Annotated in this window: 16 protein-coding genes and 3 tRNA genes; 11 read left to right on the top strand and 8 right to left on the bottom strand. The window is 72.1% G+C overall.

Translation table 11 applies throughout. The features are described 5' to 3' along the window. The first annotated feature begins 12 nt into the window (after nucleotides 1-12). The 4 genes from purD (at nucleotide 13) to ABZ934_RS25075 (ending at nucleotide 6,002) form a co-directional block, all read left to right on the top strand. Nucleotides 13-1,269, top strand: a complete 1,257-nt coding sequence (purD, locus tag ABZ934_RS25090; RefSeq protein WP_361317197.1) for a phosphoribosylamine--glycine ligase — start codon at nucleotides 13-15, stop codon at nucleotides 1,267-1,269. A 277-nt stretch (nucleotides 1,270-1,546) separates the two neighbouring features. After that, nucleotides 1,547-3,220, top strand: coding sequence for a hypothetical protein (locus ABZ934_RS25085; protein ID WP_361317195.1), 1,674 nt, complete (start codon nucleotides 1,547-1,549; stop codon nucleotides 3,218-3,220). Nucleotides 3,221-3,406: 186 nt separating this feature from the next. Next, nucleotides 3,407-4,882: a N,N-dimethylformamidase beta subunit family domain-containing protein gene (locus ABZ934_RS25080; protein ID WP_361317192.1), complete on the top strand. Its 1,476-nt coding sequence runs from the start codon at nucleotides 3,407-3,409 to the stop codon at nucleotides 4,880-4,882. A 127-nt stretch (nucleotides 4,883-5,009) separates the two neighbouring features. Then, complete coding sequence (locus ABZ934_RS25075) at nucleotides 5,010-6,002, top strand: phosphoribosylaminoimidazolesuccinocarboxamide synthase (protein WP_361317190.1); 993 nt, start codon at nucleotides 5,010-5,012, stop codon at nucleotides 6,000-6,002. A 47-nt stretch (nucleotides 6,003-6,049) separates the two neighbouring features. On the opposite strand, the gene ABZ934_RS25070 is transcribed toward ABZ934_RS25075, so the two are convergent. The 6 genes from ABZ934_RS25070 to ABZ934_RS25045 all read right to left on the bottom strand — a co-directional run bounded on the left by ABZ934_RS25070 (nucleotide 6,050) and on the right by ABZ934_RS25045 (nucleotide 8,722). Beyond that, a tRNA-Gly gene (locus ABZ934_RS25070) sits at nucleotides 6,050-6,122 on the bottom strand. 22 nt (nucleotides 6,123-6,144) lie between these two features. Then, nucleotides 6,145-6,756: a response regulator transcription factor gene (locus tag ABZ934_RS25065; RefSeq protein ID WP_361317188.1), complete on the bottom strand. Its 612-nt coding sequence runs from the start codon at nucleotides 6,754-6,756 to the stop codon at nucleotides 6,145-6,147. Then, nucleotides 6,753-8,000 (bottom strand): histidine kinase, encoded by a 1,248-nt coding sequence (locus tag ABZ934_RS25060; protein ID WP_361317185.1) that lies wholly within the window; start codon nucleotides 7,998-8,000, stop codon nucleotides 6,753-6,755. The genes ABZ934_RS25065 and ABZ934_RS25060 overlap by 4 nt, the downstream gene beginning before the upstream one ends. A 94-nt stretch (nucleotides 8,001-8,094) precedes the next feature. After that, nucleotides 8,095-8,167: transfer RNA gene (locus ABZ934_RS25055), tRNA-Gly, on the bottom strand. A 77-nt stretch (nucleotides 8,168-8,244) separates the two neighbouring features. Next, nucleotides 8,245-8,316, bottom strand: a tRNA-Gly gene (locus ABZ934_RS25050). Between the two features lie 88 nt (nucleotides 8,317-8,404). Beyond that, nucleotides 8,405-8,722: an Lsr2 family protein gene (locus ABZ934_RS25045; RefSeq protein ID WP_361317183.1), complete on the bottom strand. Its 318-nt coding sequence runs from the start codon at nucleotides 8,720-8,722 to the stop codon at nucleotides 8,405-8,407. A 327-nt stretch (nucleotides 8,723-9,049) separates the two neighbouring features. On the opposite strand from ABZ934_RS25045, the gene purS reads away from it, so the two are divergent. The 6 genes from purS to ABZ934_RS25015 all read left to right on the top strand — a co-directional run bounded on the left by purS (nucleotide 9,050) and on the right by ABZ934_RS25015 (nucleotide 14,140). Further along, nucleotides 9,050-9,295, top strand: a complete 246-nt coding sequence (purS, locus tag ABZ934_RS25040; RefSeq protein WP_361317180.1) for a phosphoribosylformylglycinamidine synthase subunit PurS — start codon at nucleotides 9,050-9,052, stop codon at nucleotides 9,293-9,295. A gap of 2 nt (nucleotides 9,296-9,297) precedes the next feature. Then, nucleotides 9,298-9,978: a phosphoribosylformylglycinamidine synthase subunit PurQ gene (purQ, locus tag ABZ934_RS25035; RefSeq protein WP_361317177.1), complete on the top strand. Its 681-nt coding sequence runs from the start codon at nucleotides 9,298-9,300 to the stop codon at nucleotides 9,976-9,978. Continuing rightward, nucleotides 9,975-12,224 (top strand): phosphoribosylformylglycinamidine synthase subunit PurL, encoded by a 2,250-nt coding sequence (gene purL, locus ABZ934_RS25030; RefSeq protein WP_361317175.1) that lies wholly within the window; start codon nucleotides 9,975-9,977, stop codon nucleotides 12,222-12,224. Before purQ ends, purL begins: the two co-directional genes overlap by 4 nt. A 314-nt stretch (nucleotides 12,225-12,538) precedes the next feature. Continuing rightward, complete coding sequence (locus ABZ934_RS25025; RefSeq protein ID WP_361317172.1) at nucleotides 12,539-12,763, top strand: hypothetical protein; 225 nt, start codon at nucleotides 12,539-12,541, stop codon at nucleotides 12,761-12,763. 9 nt (nucleotides 12,764-12,772) lie between these two features. Continuing rightward, a complete protein-coding gene (locus ABZ934_RS25020; protein WP_361317170.1) occupies nucleotides 12,773-13,564 on the top strand; it encodes a sterol carrier family protein in 792 nt (263 codons plus the stop codon). A 60-nt stretch (nucleotides 13,565-13,624) separates the two neighbouring features. Continuing rightward, a complete protein-coding gene (locus tag ABZ934_RS25015; protein WP_361317168.1) occupies nucleotides 13,625-14,140 on the top strand; it encodes an META domain-containing protein in 516 nt (171 codons plus the stop codon). Nucleotides 14,141-14,144: 4 nt separating this feature from the next. On the opposite strand, the gene ABZ934_RS25010 is transcribed toward ABZ934_RS25015, so the two are convergent. Beyond that, nucleotides 14,145-15,590 (bottom strand): sulfatase-like hydrolase/transferase, encoded by a 1,446-nt coding sequence (locus ABZ934_RS25010; RefSeq protein WP_361317165.1) that lies wholly within the window; start codon nucleotides 15,588-15,590, stop codon nucleotides 14,145-14,147. 164 nt (nucleotides 15,591-15,754) lie between these two features. Then, nucleotides 15,755-15,850 carry a putative leader peptide gene (locus ABZ934_RS25005; protein WP_324617183.1) on the bottom strand — a complete coding sequence of 32 codons (96 nt, stop codon included), beginning with the start codon at nucleotides 15,848-15,850 and terminating at the stop codon, nucleotides 15,755-15,757. A gap of 147 nt (nucleotides 15,851-15,997) precedes the next feature. Here ABZ934_RS25005 and purF point away from each other — a divergent pair, with 147 nt between their 5' ends. Further along, nucleotides 15,998-17,515 (top strand): amidophosphoribosyltransferase, encoded by a 1,518-nt coding sequence (purF, locus tag ABZ934_RS25000; protein ID WP_136210585.1) that lies wholly within the window; start codon nucleotides 15,998-16,000, stop codon nucleotides 17,513-17,515. Nucleotides 17,516-17,562: the final 47 nt, after the last annotated feature.

Below are 17,562 nucleotides of genomic sequence, written 5' to 3'. Positions count from 1 at the left end.
AGGCTGCATGACGTGAAGGTCCTCGTCATCGGCGGCGGCGCCCGCGAACACGCCCTGTGCCGCTCTCTGTCCCTCGACCCCGACGTCAACGCGCTGTACTGCGCCCCCGGCAACGCCGGCATCTCCGAGGTGGCCGAGTTGCGCCCGGTCGACGCCCTCGACGGTGAGGCGGTGGCCCGCCTGTCCACCGAACTCGGTGCCGACCTGGTCGTCATCGGCCCGGAGGCCCCGCTGGTCGCCGGCGTCGCCGACGCCGTCCGTGCCGTCGGCATCCCCGTCTTCGGCCCGTCCGCCGAGGCGGCGCAGTTGGAGGGCTCCAAGGCGTTCGCCAAGGACGTGATGGCGGCGGCCGGGGTCCCGACCGCGCGCAGCTACGTCTGCACCACCCCGGAAGAGGTGGACGCCGCCCTCGACGCCTTCGGCGCGCCGTATGTGGTCAAGGACGACGGCCTGGCGGCGGGCAAGGGCGTCGTGGTCACCGAGGACCGCGCCGCGGCCCGCGCGCACGCGCTCGCCTGCGACCGCGTCGTCATCGAGGAGTTCCTCGACGGCCCGGAGGTCTCCCTCTTCGCCATCACCGACGGCGTGACGGTGCTGCCGCTCCAGCCCGCCCAGGACTTCAAGCGCGCGCTCGACGGTGACCAGGGCCCCAACACCGGAGGCATGGGCGCGTACTCCCCGCTGCCTTGGGCCGACCCCAAGCTGGTCGACGAGGTCATGGAGAGCGTGCTCCAGCCGACCGTGGACGAGCTGCGCCACCGCGGCACGCCCTTCTCCGGGCTCCTCTACGCCGGGCTCGCGATCACCTCGCGCGGCGTCCGCGTCATCGAGTTCAACGCCCGCTTCGGCGACCCCGAGACCCAGGTGGTCCTGGCCCGGCTGCGCACCCCGCTCGCGAGCGTGCTGCTGAACGCCGCCCAGGGCACCCTGCACGCGGAGCCGCCGCTCAGCTGGCGCGAGGACGCGGCCGTCACGGTCGTCATCGCCTCGCACAACTACCCGGACACCCCGCGCACCGGCGACCCGATCGAGGGCCTGGCCCAGGTGGCCGCCGAGGACGCCCCCGAGGCGTACGTCCTGCACGCCGGGACCCGCCGCGAGGGCGACGACGCCGTCGTCAGCGCGGGTGGTCGCGTGCTGTCGGTGACGGCGACCGGTTCCGATCTGGCGCAGGCGCGCGAGCGGGCGTATAAGGCCGTCGCGCGGATCAGGCTCGACGGATCGCAGCACCGTACGGATATCGCGGCCAAGGCGGCCGAAGGCCGCTGAGCAGCGGTTTCACGTTCCCCGCGGGCCCGGACGCGCACAGCGCGCCCGGGCCCGCGCGTGCGAGTGCATCCAGCCGCGTTCGAACGCGGCCAGCTTTACCCAAAGCCATTCCATCGGGTGATCGTGCCGCGGTCCGCCTGACGTCCGGCCCCGCCCCAACTAGGGTGCGGCGCAAGCATTCCGGCACATGGCCCACCGGCATTGCGATGTCAGTGGCGGGTGTCACAGTGGGGGAGTGAGCAAAGCCGCCGCAGGGCAGAGGGGGTGAGGTCCGGCCGTGTCCGGAATCGGTTCGATCGCTGAAGTGGGCGTGCCGTCAGCGCGTTCCCGCGCCCTCGCCGTGCTGCGCGTGCGCAGCAGGGCGCTGGCCGTCGTGCTGCTCCCGGCGGCCGTCGCCGTGGTGCTCGTGGCCGCCCGGACGACGGGCCGGCTGGTCGGTGATCCCTGGCCCGTCGTGACCCTGGTCGTGTGCGTGGTCGCCGCGCTGGTGCTGCTCGTCGGCGGGATCTTCGCCGCGGTGGTGTTGCGCGCGGGCCCCGCCCTGACGCCGACGGTGCCGCTGTCGGAGGCGGCCGCGCCCGATCTCTACCGGCTGGTGCGGGACCTCGCGGACCGGATGGACGTCCCCGCGCCCTCCGCGATAGCCCTGACCCCGGATTGCGACAGTTGGCTGGAGGACCGCACGCACCCGGCCCACCGCCGGGCGGGCATCGCGGCGGGCCGGCCCGAGTCCGAGCCCGGCGCCGCCCCCGTGCTGGTGATCGGCTCGCCGTTCCTGTGGTGGATGCGGGTGGCGGAGCTCCGCGCCGTGCTCGCGCCGGTCATCGCCGGTACGGGGCCTTCCGCGCATCCGGACATAGCCGACGCGCGCGGCTTCGTGCGCGGGCTGGACGCCGCGGTGGACGTCGGGTCCAGGCGCGGGCTCGGCTGGATCGCCCGGCCGGCAAGACTGTTGCTGCGGCTGTGCCGGGTGGACGCGGCGGAGATGGAGCGCGGTGTTGCGGCCGCGGCCTCGGACCGCGCCCAGGACGTGGACTACGGGCTGCGCATCATGGCCCAGGAGCAGGTCGGGCTCGCCTACGCGGGCTGGGACCGGCTTCTCACACGGGTGGCGCTGCCCGCCTGGCGGATGGGGCGGTGGCCCGCGCGGCTCGACGCCGGGGTCGTCTCCGCCCTGACCGAGCTGTCCCGGCGGGACCGGCTGGCCGAGGGGTTCACCTCCCGGCTGGGCGAGCGGCCCGCTTGCGACCTGCTGGAGCAGCCCGGCGCGGTGGACGAGGCCGCTTCGCTGCTGGCCGCGCGGCTGTTCCACGGCGGCCCGGCCGAGGCGGGCCCGCAGTGGTCGCCCGTGGACTGGGCGGAGTACCCGGAGCAGGTCGTGGACCGCAAGTGGCGCATGGAGGCGGCGCGACTGCACACGGCCCTGGACGCACTGGCCGTGCCGGCGGGGCCGCCGGTCGAGCGGGTCCTCGGCTTCCTCACCGGCACGAACGCCAGTACCGGCACGAACGCCAGTACCGGCACGGGCACCGGTACCGGCACGGGCACGGGCGCCGATGGCCATGGCGCGCAGGCGGCGGCGCGCGGCGAGTCCCTGGCCGGGTACCTGGCCCGGGAGGAACGGTCCTCCGAAGGCGGTGCGGAGCAGGTCGGGGGCAAGGCGCGGGCCGCCGACGCGGTGCCGCTGTTCCCGCTCCAAGCACCGAGGAGCGGGCGCGACCTGCTGGCCGACCACGTCACGGCACTGGTGTGCTGCGCCGCCGTGGACTCCGCCGGGGCGGAGCCGGCCCTGGACTGGCTGGACGGCCCGGTGCTGCGCGTGGCGGGCGAGCGGCGCTCCGACCTCGCGCCGAGCGTGCTCTGTCTGGTGGAGGACGGTGACCCGGAGCCCCTGCGGGCCTGGCTCGCCAAGATCGGCGTACGCCCCGAGAAGCCGGTCCGGCTCGTCTAGGGGGTGTCCGGTGGCCGCGAGGCCCACCGCCGCCCCCGCCGGTGGCCCCGGACAGTCAGTAATCCCTCACAAGTTGGTTTCGCAAAGGTCTTTTCGCGACGAACGGTGACGGAGTGCGTGCTTTATGTGATGTGCTGGGAAGCCAGTGGATATGCGTTCGGGGGAGTGAGGGAGGGGAGCAACGGTATGGCTACGGACCAGATCCGGCGGTGGGAGTCGGGTGCGCTCGCGCACGCGGTGACGGACCCCTTCGGCCAGGGCCCGCTGCCCTGGTTCCGGGGCAGCGAGCTGTACTTCGACGACACCGGCCACGTCGTGCCCTGGTACGTCGACCCGGCCGTCGCCCCGGGACAGATCCCCCGCGCCCGCAGCAACGGCCCCCGCACCGCCGACGACGTGCACCGACAGATCAAGGGCTTCGCCTCCACGGGAGCCGTCGCCCCCGGTGAGGCCATCGACTTCCACATCACCGTCGACCCGCCCCAGCAGTTCTCCGTCGACATCTACCGCATCGGCCACTACGGCGGCGACGGCGCGAGCAAGATCCATTCGAGCCCCCGCCTCTCCGGCATCGTCCAGCCGGCCCCGCTCACCGCCGACCGCACGGTCTCCTGTCACCACTGGTGGCTGTCGTGGCGGCTCCAAGTGCCCTCGTACTGGAGCCTCGGCGCGTACGTCGCCGTCCTCACCACCGTCGACGGCTACCGGTCCCACATCCCCTTCACGGTCCGCGACGACCACCGCGCCGACCTGCTCCTGCTGCTCCCCGACATCACCTGGCAGGCGTACAACCTCTACCCGGAGGACGGCCGCACCGGCGCCAGCCTGTACCACGCCTGGGACGAGGAAGGCCGGCTGCTGGGCGAACAGGACGCGGCGACCACCGTGTCCTTCGACCGCCCGTACGCCGGCGCCGGCCTGCCCCTCCACGTGGGCCACGCCTACGACTTCATCCGCTGGGCCGAGCGCTACGGCTACGACCTGGCCTACGCCGACACCCGCGACCTCCACGCCGGCCGCGTCGACCCCACCCGCTACCGGGGCCTCGTCTTCCCCGGCCACGACGAGTACTGGTCGGCCCCCATGCGCCGCACCGTCGAGCGCGCCCGCGAACACGGCACCTCCCTCGTGTTCCTCTCCGCCAACACCATGTACTGGCAGGTGGAACTCGGCCCGTCCCCCTCCGGGGTGCCCGACCGCCTCCTCACCTGCCGGAAGCGCCGGGGCCCCGGCCGCGCCGGCCTGTGGCGGGAGGTGGACCGCCCGGAGCAGCAACTGCTCGGCATCCAGTACGCGGGCCGGGTCCCCGAACCGGCGCCGCTCGTCGTGCGCAACGCGGGCCACTGGCTGTGGGACTCCACCGGCGCGGCCGAGAACGACGAACTCGACGGCCTGGTCGCCGGCGAGGCCGACCGGTACTTCCCGCGCACGCAACTGCCCGAGCACCAGGACCGGATCCTCCTCGCGCACTCCCCGTACCGCGACAGCGAGGGCTCCAAGCGCCACCAGGAGACGTCCCTCTACCGGGCGCCCAGCGGAGCCCTCGTCTTCGCCTCGGGCACCTTCGCCTGGTCCCCCGCGCTCGACCGCCCGGGCCATGTCGACGAACGCGTGCAGCGCGCCACCGCCAACCTCCTCGACCGGATCTGCAAACGGGACTGACGCGCCCCCCTCGGAGCCATCCGGCACGCCCCCGCCGCGCGCCCCGCCCCCGCCGCCCCCGCGTCGGGCCGCCCGCCCGGGTACGGGACAATGGGGGTGCGCTCGTACAGAACCACAGGGAGACCCCGTGTCCGGATTCGTCGAAAAGCCCGAGCCGGTTCAGGTGCCCGGCCTCGTCCACCTCCACACCGGGAAGGTCCGCGACCTCTACCGCGACGAGGACGGCAACCTCGTCATGGTCGCCAGCGACCGGATGTCCGCCTTCGACTGGGTGCTGCCCACCGAGATCCCGGACAAGGGACGCGTCCTCACCCAGCTCTCCCTGTGGTGGTTCGACCAGCTCGCGGACCTCGTCCCGAACCACGTGATCAGCACCGACCTGCCCGCCGGCGCCCCCGCCGACTGGGCCGGCCGCACCATGATCTGCCGCAACCTCGACATGGTCCCCGTCGAGTGCGTGGCCCGCGGCTACCTCACCGGCTCCGGCCTCGCCGAGTACGAGCAGACCCGCACCGTCTGCGGACTCGCGCTCCCCGAGGGGCTCGTCGACGGCTCCGAGCTGCCGGCCCCGATCTTCACCCCGGCCGCCAAGGCCGAGGTCGGCGAGCACGACGAGAACGTCTCCTACGAGGAGGTCGCGCGCACCGTCGGCGCCGAGACGGCGGCGGCGCTGCGCCAGCTCACCCTGGCCGTCTACAGCCGTGCCCGCGACATCGCCCGTGACCGCGGGATCATCCTCGCCGACACCAAGTTCGAGTTCGGGCACGCGGCGGACGGCACGCTCGTCGCCGCCGACGAGGTGCTGACCCCGGACTCCTCGCGCTTCTGGCCCGCCGACCAGTGGCAGCCGGGCCGCACGCAGTTCTCGTACGACAAGCAGTACGTGCGGAACTGGCTGAACTCCCCCGACTCCGGCTGGGACCCCAAGGGCGAGCTCCCGCCGCCGGCGCTGCCGCGCGAGGTCGTCGAGCAGACCAGGGGGAAGTACATCGAGGCGTACGAGCGGCTCACCGGCCTGAACTGGGCCGCCCACCACGGCGCCCCCAGGCGGCCCGCGTCCGAGCCCGCGTCCGAGTCGGCGCCTGCTTCCGACTCCGCGCCCGCGCCCACCGAGTCCTGAACACGAAGAAGCCCCCCGGTCCGAGGACCGGGGGGCTTCTCACGCTGAGCGGACAACGCGACTCGAACGCGCGACATCCACCTTGGCAAGGTGGTGCTCTACCAACTGAGCTATGTCCGCATGCGCCGTAGCGCGGTGCCTACTATACCCAACCTCGCTCCCGCGCGAGACGCACCGCCGTGTGCCGGTTCTCCGCCCCCAGCTTCGTCGCCGCCGAGGAGAGGTAGTTCCGTACCGTTCCCGGCGACAGGGATGCCCGTTCGGCGATCTCCGCGATGGGCGCCCCGTCCCCGGCGAGCTCCAGGACCTCCGCCTCGCGGGCGGTCAGCGGGGAGTCGCCGGCACTTATCGCGTCGGCCGCCAACTCCGGATCCACATAACGCCCTCCGGCCTGCACGGTCCGGATCAGTTCCGCCAACCGCTGCGCCGAGACGGTCTTCGGCACGAAGGCCCGCGCACCGGCCGCAAGGGCCCGCTTGAGGTGGCCCGGACGGCCGTGGCTCGTCACGATCATGACCTTGCAGTCGGGGAGTTCCGCCCGCAGCGATGTGGCCACACTCACACCGTCCGCCCCCGGCATCCGCAGGTCCAGGACCGCGACGTCCGGCCGGTGGGCGCGGGCCATGGCGAACGCCTCCGGCCCCGAGGCCGCCTCGGCGACGACCAGCAGGTCGTCCTCCAGGGCCAGCAGCGCGGCCAGCGCCCCGCGGATCAGGTGCTCGTCGTCGGCCAGCAGCACGCGTACCGGGTTCACGCGTCCACCTCTCCCTTCCGGGTGCGCGGGCCGGGGATCTCCGCGACCAGCCGGAACCGGCCGCCCTCCACGGGCCCGGCCCGCAGGGCGCCGTCCACGACCGCGAGCCGCTCGCGCAGCCCGGCGAGCCCCGACCCGGGCGGCCCGGCGGGAACCCCGGCGCGGGCGCCGTCGTTCTCCACCAGCAGGGTCAGCGCGCCGTCCGGCTCCTCCCCGGCGGTCAGCCGGATCAGGCAGGTGCGGGCGTCCCCGTGCCGCAGGACGTTGGTGGTCGCCTCCCGGACCACCCAGCCCAGCGCGGACTGCACCTCGGCCGGCAGTGCGCGCCCGGCGTCGAACTCGACGCGGCAGTCCATCCCGGCGGCGCTCAACACCCCGCGCGCACCCTCCAGTTCGACCGCCAGGTCCGCTTCCCGGTAGCCGCGCACGACGTCCCGTACCTCCCGCTGGGACTCGCGCGCGATCCGCTGCACCTCGATCATCTGCTCCACAGCCTCCGGACGTTCGCGTCGGGCCAACTGCACGGCCAACTCGCTCTTGAGGGCGATCACCGCGAGATTGCGGCCCATCACATCGTGCAGGTCCCGCCCGAACCGCAGCCGCTCCTCGGCCACCGCCAGCCGCGCCTGGTACTCCCGCGAGCGGTCCAGTTCGCGCACGGTCTGCAGCAACCACGCGGAGAATCCGCAGGCGACGCTGAGGAAGAGACCGGTGGCCAGCACACCGATGGCGCAGCCGAGGGCGAGACCGGCCGGGAGGCCCGTGGCGAGCGTCGCCCCGCCGATGAGGACGGCCGCACCGAGCGGCGCGTAGGTCATGTGCCGGACCCGTTTGACGCACAGGACGAACGATCCGCAGGCGAAGCCCGTCATGCCCATCACCGGGGCCGGGACCACGGCCGCGTCCACCTGGCCCGTCCGCACCAGGACCAGGGCGGTGAGGCAGGCGGCGCCGGTGAACAGGGCCGTCGTGGCCGCGAGCCGGACCGGGCGCTCCCGGCGCTCCATGAGCCAGTCCAGGGCCCGGGAGGAGAGGATTCCGACGAGGATCGCCTGGACGCACACCAGCGCGAACAGTCCGATGGCGACCGGCCAGGCGGACCGGGTGGGGTCGTCCCCGGCCGCCGACGCGAGCGCGCCCAGCCCGAACCCGAGGACCTGGAGCACGACGAAGGAGTGGAACGACCAGCGCGTGTACAGCTCGACCTTGCCCGTGGCGCCGCGGTTCCGCCACCGTCGGATCATCTCCGGCCCCCGCTCGTCCTCGGCACGTCCGGCCCTCCGACGTCCTGCGCATACGACAAAGGCCCCGATCGGTGATCAGGGCCTTCGTTCTCTGAGCGGACGACGAGACTCGAACTCGCGACATCCACCTTGGCAAGGTGGTGCTCTACCAACTGAGCTACGTCCGCACGCTCGCTGCGGCTTGCCGCGTCGAGATGCGAGCATCACTGTACCTGATCCACAACCGTGGACGGTAAGTGTGCAGAGCGGGTGACAGGGATTGCACACTGCGCCTCCCCCCTGGAAGGGGGGTGTTCTGCTACTGAACTACACCCGCACGACCTTCGGGGCTTTGACCTGCGGTCTGGCCCCTCGGCGTGATCCACACACTAGCCGATCGGAGGGGGTGGATGGCAAATCCGGGGTCAGTGGGCAGCGTTGTACGCCTCGTAGACCCGCTTCGGGATGCGGCCCCGTGGCGGCACGTCGTGGTCGTTCGACCGGGCCCAGGCGCGGACGGCGGCCGGGTCGGGGGCGATGCTGGTGTGCCGGTACGCCTTGCCCGAGCGGGCCTGCCGGCGGCCGGCGGCCACGTAAGGCGCCAGGCTCTTCCGCAGTTTCTTTGCGTTCGCCGGATTGAGGTCGATCTCGTACGACTTACCGTCCAGGGCGAACGAGACCGTTTCCGCCGCTTCTCCGCCGTCGATGTCATCGGAGAGCGTGACTACTACGCGCTGCGCCACGGATATCGGTCCCTTCGTGCGAGGTCACCACGTGTTGACGTGCGGTGATGTCGCCTGTGTGGATGTTTCGGAGCAATGCGTCAATCGGCCGGAATCTTGACCGATTCCTTTGTACCGCGATTCTCATTGAATTGCGAAGCCCAGTTAATTATCTCCGCGTGTCCGGCCGCAATGGCAGGCGAGTGGTTTTCCGGTGGATTTTGCGAAGCGTTGGTGAAGCCGAAACGGCGTCCCGGCGGGGCCCCGGAGATATCTACCCGCGTAGAAATTTCGGGCGGGTACGCTGGAGGAACCGCCTTCGCACCAACCACCACACGGGAGTGCCCGATGGCACGCGTCGTAGTCGACGTCATGCTCAAGCCGGAGATCCTCGACCCCCAGGGCCAGGCGGTGCAGCGTGCACTGCCGCGCCTGGGCTTCGACGGGATCGCCGACGTCCGCCAGGGGAAGCGCTTCGAACTGGAGGTGGAGGGACCGGTCGACCAGACCGCCCTCGACCGCATCCACAAGATGGCCGAAACGTTCCTCGCCAACACCGTCATCGAAGACTTCACCGTGAAGGTCGAGGACTGACGGTGACCACTCGCATCGGAGTCGTCACGTTCCCCGGAACGCTGGACGACCGTGACTCGCTGCGCGCCGTGCGCCTCGCCGGGGCCGAGCCCGTCTCGCTGTGGCACCGCGACAAGGACCTCCACCAGGTCGACGCGGTCGTCCTCGCGGGCGGCTTCTCCTACGGCGACTACCTGCGCGCCGGGGCCATCTCCCGCTTCTCGCCGGTGATGGAGACCGTCATCGAGCAGGCCAAGGGCGGCATGCCCGTCCTCGGCATCTGCAACGGCTTCCAGGTCCTCACGGAGGCTCACCTGCTGCCGGGGGCGATGCTCCGCAACAACCACCTGCACTTCATCTGCCGCGAGCAGAAGCTGCGCGTGGAGAACGCGGGGAGCGCGTGGACCGGCGACTACAGCGCCGGCCAGGAGATCTCCATCCCGCTCAAGAACATGGACGGCCGCTACACCGCCGACGAGCGCACGCTCGACGAACTGGAGGCCGAAGGCCGAGTGGCCTTCCGGTACCTCGACGGGAACCCGAACGGCTCGCTCCGTGACATCGCCGGCATCACCAACGCCGCCGGCAACGTCCTCGGCCTCATGCCCCACCCCGAGCACGCGGTCGAGCCGCTGATCGGAACCGGCCGCACCGACGGCCTCCCGTTCTTCACGTCGGTCCTGAAGAAGCTGGTTTCCGCATGACCCTCGATACCGTCAAGAACGCCACCGGTACCCCGGACGCCGCGCAGCCCTGGAAGGAACTCGGCCTCAAGGAGGACGAGTACGCCCGCATCCGGGAGATCCTCGGTCGCCGCCCCACGGGCGCCGAGCTCGCCATGTACTCCGTGATGTGGTCCGAGCACTGCTCGTACAAGAGCAGCAAGGTCCACCTGAAGCAGTTCGGCGAGAAGGCCCCCGAGAACACGGCCATGCTCGTCGGCATCGGCGAGAACGCCGGCGTCGTCGACGTCGGCCAGGGGTACGCGGTCACCTTCAAGGTCGAGTCGCACAACCACCCCTCGTACATCGAGCCCTACCAGGGCGCGGCCACCGGCGTCGGCGGCATCGTCCGCGACATCCTCGCCATGGGCGCCCGCCCGGTCGCCGTCGTGGACCCGCTGCGCTTCGGCGCGGCCGACCACCCCGACACCAAGCGCGTCCTGCCGGGCGTGGTCGCGGGCATCGGCGGGTACGGGAACTGCCTGGGCCTGCCGAACATCGGCGGCGAGGTCGTCTTCGACGCCTGCTACCAGGGCAACCCGCTGGTCAACGCCGGCTGCATCGGTGTGATGAAGCACGAGGACATCCACCTCGCCAAGGCGTCCGGCCCCGGCAACAAGGTCATCCTCTACGGTGCCCGCACCGGCGGCGACGGCATCGGCGGCGTGTCCGTGCTGGCCTCGGAGACCTTCGACGACAGCAAGCCCACCAAGCGCCCCGCCGTGCAGGTCGGTGACCCCTTCCAGGAGAAGCTCCTCATCGAGTGCACCCTGGAGATCTTCAAGGAGAAGCTGGTCGCGGGCATCCAGGACCTCGGCGGCGCCGGGCTCTCCTGCGCCACGAGCGAGCTGGCCTCCGCCGGTTCCGGCGGCATGCGCGTCGAGCTGGACACCGTGCCGCTGCGTGACGCGACGCTCTCGCCCGAGGAAATCCTCATGAGCGAGTCGCAGGAGCGCATGTGCGCGATCGTCGAGCCGCAGCACGTCGACCGCTTCATGGAGATCTGCGAGAAGTGGGACGTCATCGCCACCGTCATCGGTGAGGTCACCGACGGCGAGCGGCTGGAGATCTTCTGGCACGGCGAGCAGATCGTGGACGTGCCCCCGGGCACCGTCGCTCACGAAGGCCCGGTCTACCACCGCCCGTACGCCCGCCCCGAGTGGCAGGACGCGCTCCAGGCGGACGACGCGGGCAAGCTGCCCCGGCCGCAGACCTCCGAGGAGCTGCGCGCGCAGGTCCTGGCGCTGGTCTCGTCCCCGAACCAGGCGTCGAAGTCCTGGGTCACCGACCAGTACGACCGTTTCGTGCAGGGCAACACGGTGCTCGCGCAGCCCGAGGACGCCGGCATGGTCCGCATCGACGAGGAGACCAACCTCGGCGTCGCGATGGCCACCGACGGCAACGGCCGCTTCGCGAAGCTCGACCCGTACACGGGCGCGCAGCTCGCGCTGGCGGAGGCGTACCGCAACGTCGCCGCGACCGGTGCCAAGCCCCTCGCGATCTCCGACTGCCTGAACTTCGGCTCCCCCGAGGACCCGGGCGTCATGTGGCAGTTCGCGGAGGCCACCCGAGGTCTCGCGGACGGCTGTCTGGAGCTGGGCACCCCGGTGACCGGCGGCAACGTCTCGCTCTACAACCAGACCGGTGACATCGCGATCCACCCGACCCCGGTCGTGGCGGTCCTCGGCGTGATCGACGACGTCAACCGCCGTACGCCGATGGCGTTCGCGGAGGCCGGCCAGCTGCTGTACCTGCTCGGTGAGACGGCCGAGGAGTTCGGCGGCTCGGCGTGGTCGCAGGTCGTCCACGACCACCTCGGCGGCATGCCCCCGAAGGTGGACCTCGGCCGCGAGAAGCTGCTCGGCGAGATCCTGATCTCGGCCTCGCGCGACGGCATGATCGACGCCGCGCACGACCTGTCGGACGGCGGCGTGATCCAGGCGCTCACCGAGTCCTGCCTGCGCGGTGGCAACGGCGCTCGCGTCGTGGTCCCGGAAGGTCTGGACGCGTTCACCTTCCTCTTCTCCGAGTCCGCGGGCCGCGCCATCGTGGCGGTCCCGCGCAGCGAGGAGCTCCGCTTCACCGACATGTGCGGTGCGCGGGGCCTGCCGGCGACCCGCATCGGCGTGGTCGACGGTGAGGAGATCGAGGTCCAGGGCGAGTTCACGATCCCGCTGACCGAACTCCGCGAAGCCCACGAGGCGACGATCCCGGCGCTCCTGGCCTGATCCGAGCCTTCGCTGTACGAGGCCCCGCCCACCCAGTGGGCGGGGCCTCGGCATGCCGGGCCGTGGTTGGTGGCGTCCGCCCATCGCGTCAGCAACGGGGGAAGCCGCTGTGTTCGATCCCCTGCCCACCCCTCCGCGTCCTTTCCCGGCCCGGGCGAGCGGATACTCCCGGACCGGGGGCCGTGGCGGAACCGGGCCTATGCGCTCCTGTGCACCGCCGCCGTGCTCGGCATCGCGCTGAGCGGCTGGTCGCTCCACGACTCGTACGGGACCCGGCAGGACCGCCGGGCGAGCCGCGCGGCGATCGAGGAGGGATGCGCCGGCGCCTGGTGGATCCGGCGGCGGTCATGCGCCTGAACGGCGGCACCGACCGCGTCGAGCCCAAACGGCGGGGCGCCCGGCTCGCCCTGGGGCGACTGCCCGGTTCGTGCAGCTTCGAGAGCGTCCGCGAGGTGGCCGGCGCCACCGAGTTGTTCAAGGCGTACGCGACGGAGGTCGCCGCCCGGCGCGGCTGCTCGGGGGTCAGGCTTCCCGAGTAGGGTCTGGCCATGCCGCCCGCCAAGAGGAAAACGCGCACCTACGACTCCGCCAAGATCCGTGCCGCCGTCACGGCCCAGTTCGGCCATGTCGCTGACGCCGTACGTGAGCTGACGCCCGAGCAGCTCGCCCGGCCCACCGGGCTCGGGCAGTGGACGGTCGGGGACCTGGCCGCGCACATCGCGTGGATCGCGGACTCGCTGGCCGCGGGACTCGCCCGGCCGCCCGCCGCCGTCCCGGAGCTGACCGCCGTCGAGTGGCCCTTCGCCACCGCGTCGCTCGCGGGGAAGATCGCCGAGGCGGCGAAGGAGACCCTGGTCGGCGCGCCGCTGACCGAGCTGTACGAGCGCGCCGGGGCGCGGCTGGCCGAGGGGCTCGCCGCGAACCCCGACCGCCGGGTGCTGAACCTGTGGATCGGGGCCATGACCCTGGGGGACTTCCTGGTCACCCGGACCGTGGAGTTGGTCGTGCACACCGATGACCTGAACCGGGCGGCCGGGCTGGACGTCCCGATCGAGCGGCAGGCCCTCGCCGCCTGCACCCGGCTGCTCGCCGACGCCCTCGCCGTGACCGCGCCCGGCGGCTCGGTGGAGGTACGTATCCCGCCCTTCGCGGTGGTCCAATGCGTCGAGGGGCCCCGCCACACCCGCGGTACCCCACCGAACGTGGTCGAGACCGACGCGCTGACCTGGATCCGGCTGGCGACGGGCCGTACCGGCTGGGCCGACGCGGTGCGGGAGGCCCACGTACGGGCCAGTGGTGAGCGGGCCGACCTGTCGGCGCTGCTGCCCCTGATGAGCTGAGCGGGAGCTGAGCCGGAGCCGAGCGGGGAACCGGCCGGGCGGGTCGCCCGTCACAGGGTCATGCGTGCCCCCCGCCCCCTGCTGCCCGCCGCCGCCCTGACCGCCGTACTCGCGCTCGTCGGCGCCACCGCCTGCGGCGCGCAGGACGCCCCGCCCCGGCCCGTCCACTCCGGCACCGTCGACGCGAAGCCCTCCCCGCAACCCGTACCCGACGCGCCGCTCACCGTCACCGAGTGGACCGTCACCGCCCTGGGCCGGGACGGAACGGCCTCCGCCGTGCCCGCCGATCTCGCGGGCACGGCCCGCTTCACCCTCGCCGGCGACGGCTCGGCGAGCGGCGGCCTCGGCTGCAACCGGTTCACGGCCGAGGCCGCCGTCGCCGGTGCCTCGCTCACCTTCGGGCCGCCCGCCACGACCCGGATGGCCTGCGAGGGCCCGGCGGGCGAGGTCGAGCGGGCCCTGACCACGTTGTTCGAGAGCGGCCCCCTCACCTGGCGGATCCAAGGCCGGACGTTGACCCTGACCGGCGCGGACGGCGCCGGTCTGACCGCCGAGGCGGCCTCCGCGGCGGAGTGACGCCTCACGCCGGGTAGGGCAGCAGTCCCGCGTTCGTCTTCTCCCACGCCGCCCGCAACTGTGCCAGCCGGGCCGGTTCCAGGGCCGCCTTGTCGGCCTGTTCGCGCACGTCCCCGGCCAGGTTGAAGAGCTGGTCCCGGCCGCTCTTGCCCTGGTAGTACTTCCAGTCCCCGCGGCGCAGCGCCCGCTCCCCGCGGACCCGCCAGAACAGGTCCCGCTCCGCGGGTCGCTCCCCGCGCAGCAGGTACCCGGCGAGGCTCACCCCGTCCAGCGGGTACGCCGGGTGCGGCCGGGTACCGGCCAGCTCCAGCAGCGTCGCCGTCCAGTCCGGGCTGAACACCGGGACGCGGCTGACCTGGCCGGCGTCCAGCCGGGCGGGCCAGCGCACGAGCGTCGGCACCCGGATGCCGCCCTCCTGCAGGGACGCCTTGTTGCCCGAGAGCGGCCAGTTGTAGGAGAAGCGCTCACCGCCGTTGTCGCTGGCGAAGACGACCAGGGTGTCCTCCGCCTGCCCCGACCGCTCCAGGGCCTTCAGCACCTCGCCGACCGAGCGGTCCAGGTCCTCCACCATCTGCTTGTACTTCTCCACCGACCCGCCGTCCTGGTTCCACAGCGCCCGGGCGTCGCCGGCCTTGATCCGCCGGACGATCTCGGCGCTCTGCGCCGTGTCCCCGTCGGCGATCCAGGGCCAGTGCGGGGTGGTGAAGTTGAGGTTCAGCAGCCAGGGCTTGCCGTGGTGGTCGCGGGAGACGTACTCGCTCGCCCGCTCCGTGATGATCCGCGTGTAGTAGCGCAGGTCCTTGTACTCGGCGTCACCCTCGTACAGGTCGTACTCGCCGGCCAGGCCCAGCTTGGAGTAGTACTCCAGCGCCCCGCCGAAGTTGCCGAAAAACTCGTCCCAACCCGAGCGGGTCGGGCTGTAGTCCGGCAGGTAGCCGCAGTGCCACTTGCCGATCAGCGCCGTCGCGTATCCGGAGTCGCGCAGCAGCGAGGCCAGCGTCGGATGGGTGGGCTCCAGCCCGGCCGACTTGTCGGCGATCGGCTCGGCGAGGCCGCCCTTCGTCCGGCCCGGGTAGCGGCCCGTGTAGAGGCTGAACCGGGTCGGGGAGCAGGTCGCGGAGCCCGAGTAGGCGTCGGTGAAGCGGACGCCCTGGCGGCCCAGTCGGTCCAGGTTGGGGGTCTCGATGTGCGGGGAGCCGTACGAGGACAGGTCGGCCCAGCCGAGGTCGTCACCCAGGATGAACAGGACGTTCGGGCGCCGGGAGTGACGCCCCCGGGCCGCCCGGAACTCCCGCTCGCCGGGGCCGGCCTCTTGGGCCCGGGCGGCGGTGGGCTCCTGCTGTTGAGCGGCGGCGGGCGTCGCGCCCAGCCCCACCGCGGCGGCGGCCGCGCTCACACCGACCGCGCCGCCGAAGGCGCGCCGGGACAGGGGGGATTCGGACGAGGTCACAGGTACTCCAGGGCACGGCCCGCCGGCCCGGCTCCGGGCGGCGCGGGACGGCGCACGGCACGGCGGAGCGGGCTCGGACGGGGAGCGGGGAAAGGGCAGCGCGCGGCAGAGCGCGCGACATGGCACGCGACGGAGCGCGAAAGGCGGGGGAGAGCGGCGTGTGACTACGCGGAACAGCGACAGATGGCGCTCGCGACACGGACCAGGTCCACGTGTCGGCGCTCGACGAGGGTGACGGTGCGGTCACCGAGGGGCTGCATGGGGCGAGAGCCTGTCGAATGCCCGCGTACCTGTCAACAATGGGTTCCGGATACCGAGACGGAAGCGTCCTGTCACCCTCCGTGCTGTGACATTTCCCGGCCGTCCCCAATTCGGACCAGTGGTCGATCTCGCCTACACTCGGAAGCGTGCCTCGTGGTGATGGACGACTCAACCACGACCTGCTCCCCGGCGAAAAGGGCCCCCAGGACGCTTGCGGCGTCTTCGGTGTCTGGGCTCCGGGTGAAGAGGTCGCCAAGCTCACCTACTTCGGACTGTATGCGCTACAGCACCGCGGACAAGAGTCCGCGGGAATCGCTGTGAGCAACGGTTCCCAGATCCTCGTCTTCAAGGACATGGGCCTCGTTTCCCAAGTCTTCGACGAAACCTCTCTCGGCTCGCTCCAGGGTCATATCGCGGTCGGTCACGCCCGCTATTCGACCACCGGAGCCTCCGTCTGGGAGAACGCGCAGCCCACTTTCCGCGCGACCGCCCACGGCTCCATCGCCCTGGGTCACAACGGCAACCTGGTGAACACCGCCGAGCTCGCCGAGATGGTCGCCGACCTCCCCCGTCAGGACGGCCGCGCCACGCAGGTGGCGGCCACCAACGACACCGATCTGGTCACCGCCCTGCTGGCCGGCCAGACCGACGACGAGGGCAAGCCCTTGACCATCGAGGAGTCGGCCGCCAAGGTCCTGCCTCAGGTCAAGGGCGCGTTCTCGCTGGTCTTCATGGACGAGGGAACCCTCTACACCGCCCGCGACCCGCAGGGCATCCGCCCGCTGGTCCTCGGCCGCCTGGAGCGCGGCTGGGTGGTGGCGAGCGAGACGGCCGCCCTCGACATCTGCGGCGCCAGCTTCGTCCGCGAGGTCGAGCCTGGCGAACTCATCGCGATCGACGAGAACGGTCTGCGGACCTCCCGATTCGCGGAAGCGAAGCCCAAGGGTTGCGTCTTCGAGTACGTCTACCTGGCGCGCCCGGACACCGACATCGCCGGCCGGAACGTCTACCTCTCGCGCGTCGAGATGGGCCGGCGCCTGGCCAAGGAAGCCCCGGTCGAAGCGGACCTGGTGATAGCGACGCCGGAATCCGGCACGCCCGCCGCGGTCGGCTACGCCGAGGCCAGCGGGATCCCGTACGGCTCCGGCCTGGTCAAGAACGCCTACGTGGGACGGACGTTCATCCAGCCCTCGCAGACGATCCGCCAGCTCGGCATCCGGCTCAAGCTCAACCCCCTCAAGGAAGTCATCCGGGGCAAGCGCCTGGTGGTCGTGGACGACTCGATCGTCCGCGGCAACACCCAGCGCGCCCTGGTCAAGATGCTCCGCGAGGCCGGCGCGGCCGAGGTCCACATCCGGATCTCCTCGCCGCCGGTGAAGTGGCCGTGCTTCTTCGGCATCGACTTCGCCACCCGGGCCGAGCTGATCGCCAACGGCATGACGGTCGACGAGATCGCCACGTCGCTCGGCGCGGACTCGCTCTCGTACATCTCGCTCGACGCGATGGTCGAGGCGACCACCATCCAGAAGCCCAACCTCTGCCGTGCCTGCTTCGACGGCGAGTACCCGATGGAGCTGCCCGACCCGCAGCTGCTCGGCAAGCAGCTCCTGGAGACCGAGCTCGCGGGCGGCACCGACGCCGCCGACGCGCTCCGGCGCCCGTAGGACGCACCGACGCACCGGACCCGTCCCCCTTCGGACGGGTCCGCTCC

The sequence above is a fragment of the Streptomyces sp. NPDC046557 genome, from assembly GCF_040645975.1.
Taxonomy (GTDB): Bacteria; Actinomycetota; Actinomycetes; order Streptomycetales; family Streptomycetaceae; genus Streptomyces.
The sequence above is the reverse complement of the archived record's forward strand: the minus strand, read 5'-3'. Positions and strand labels throughout refer to the sequence as shown.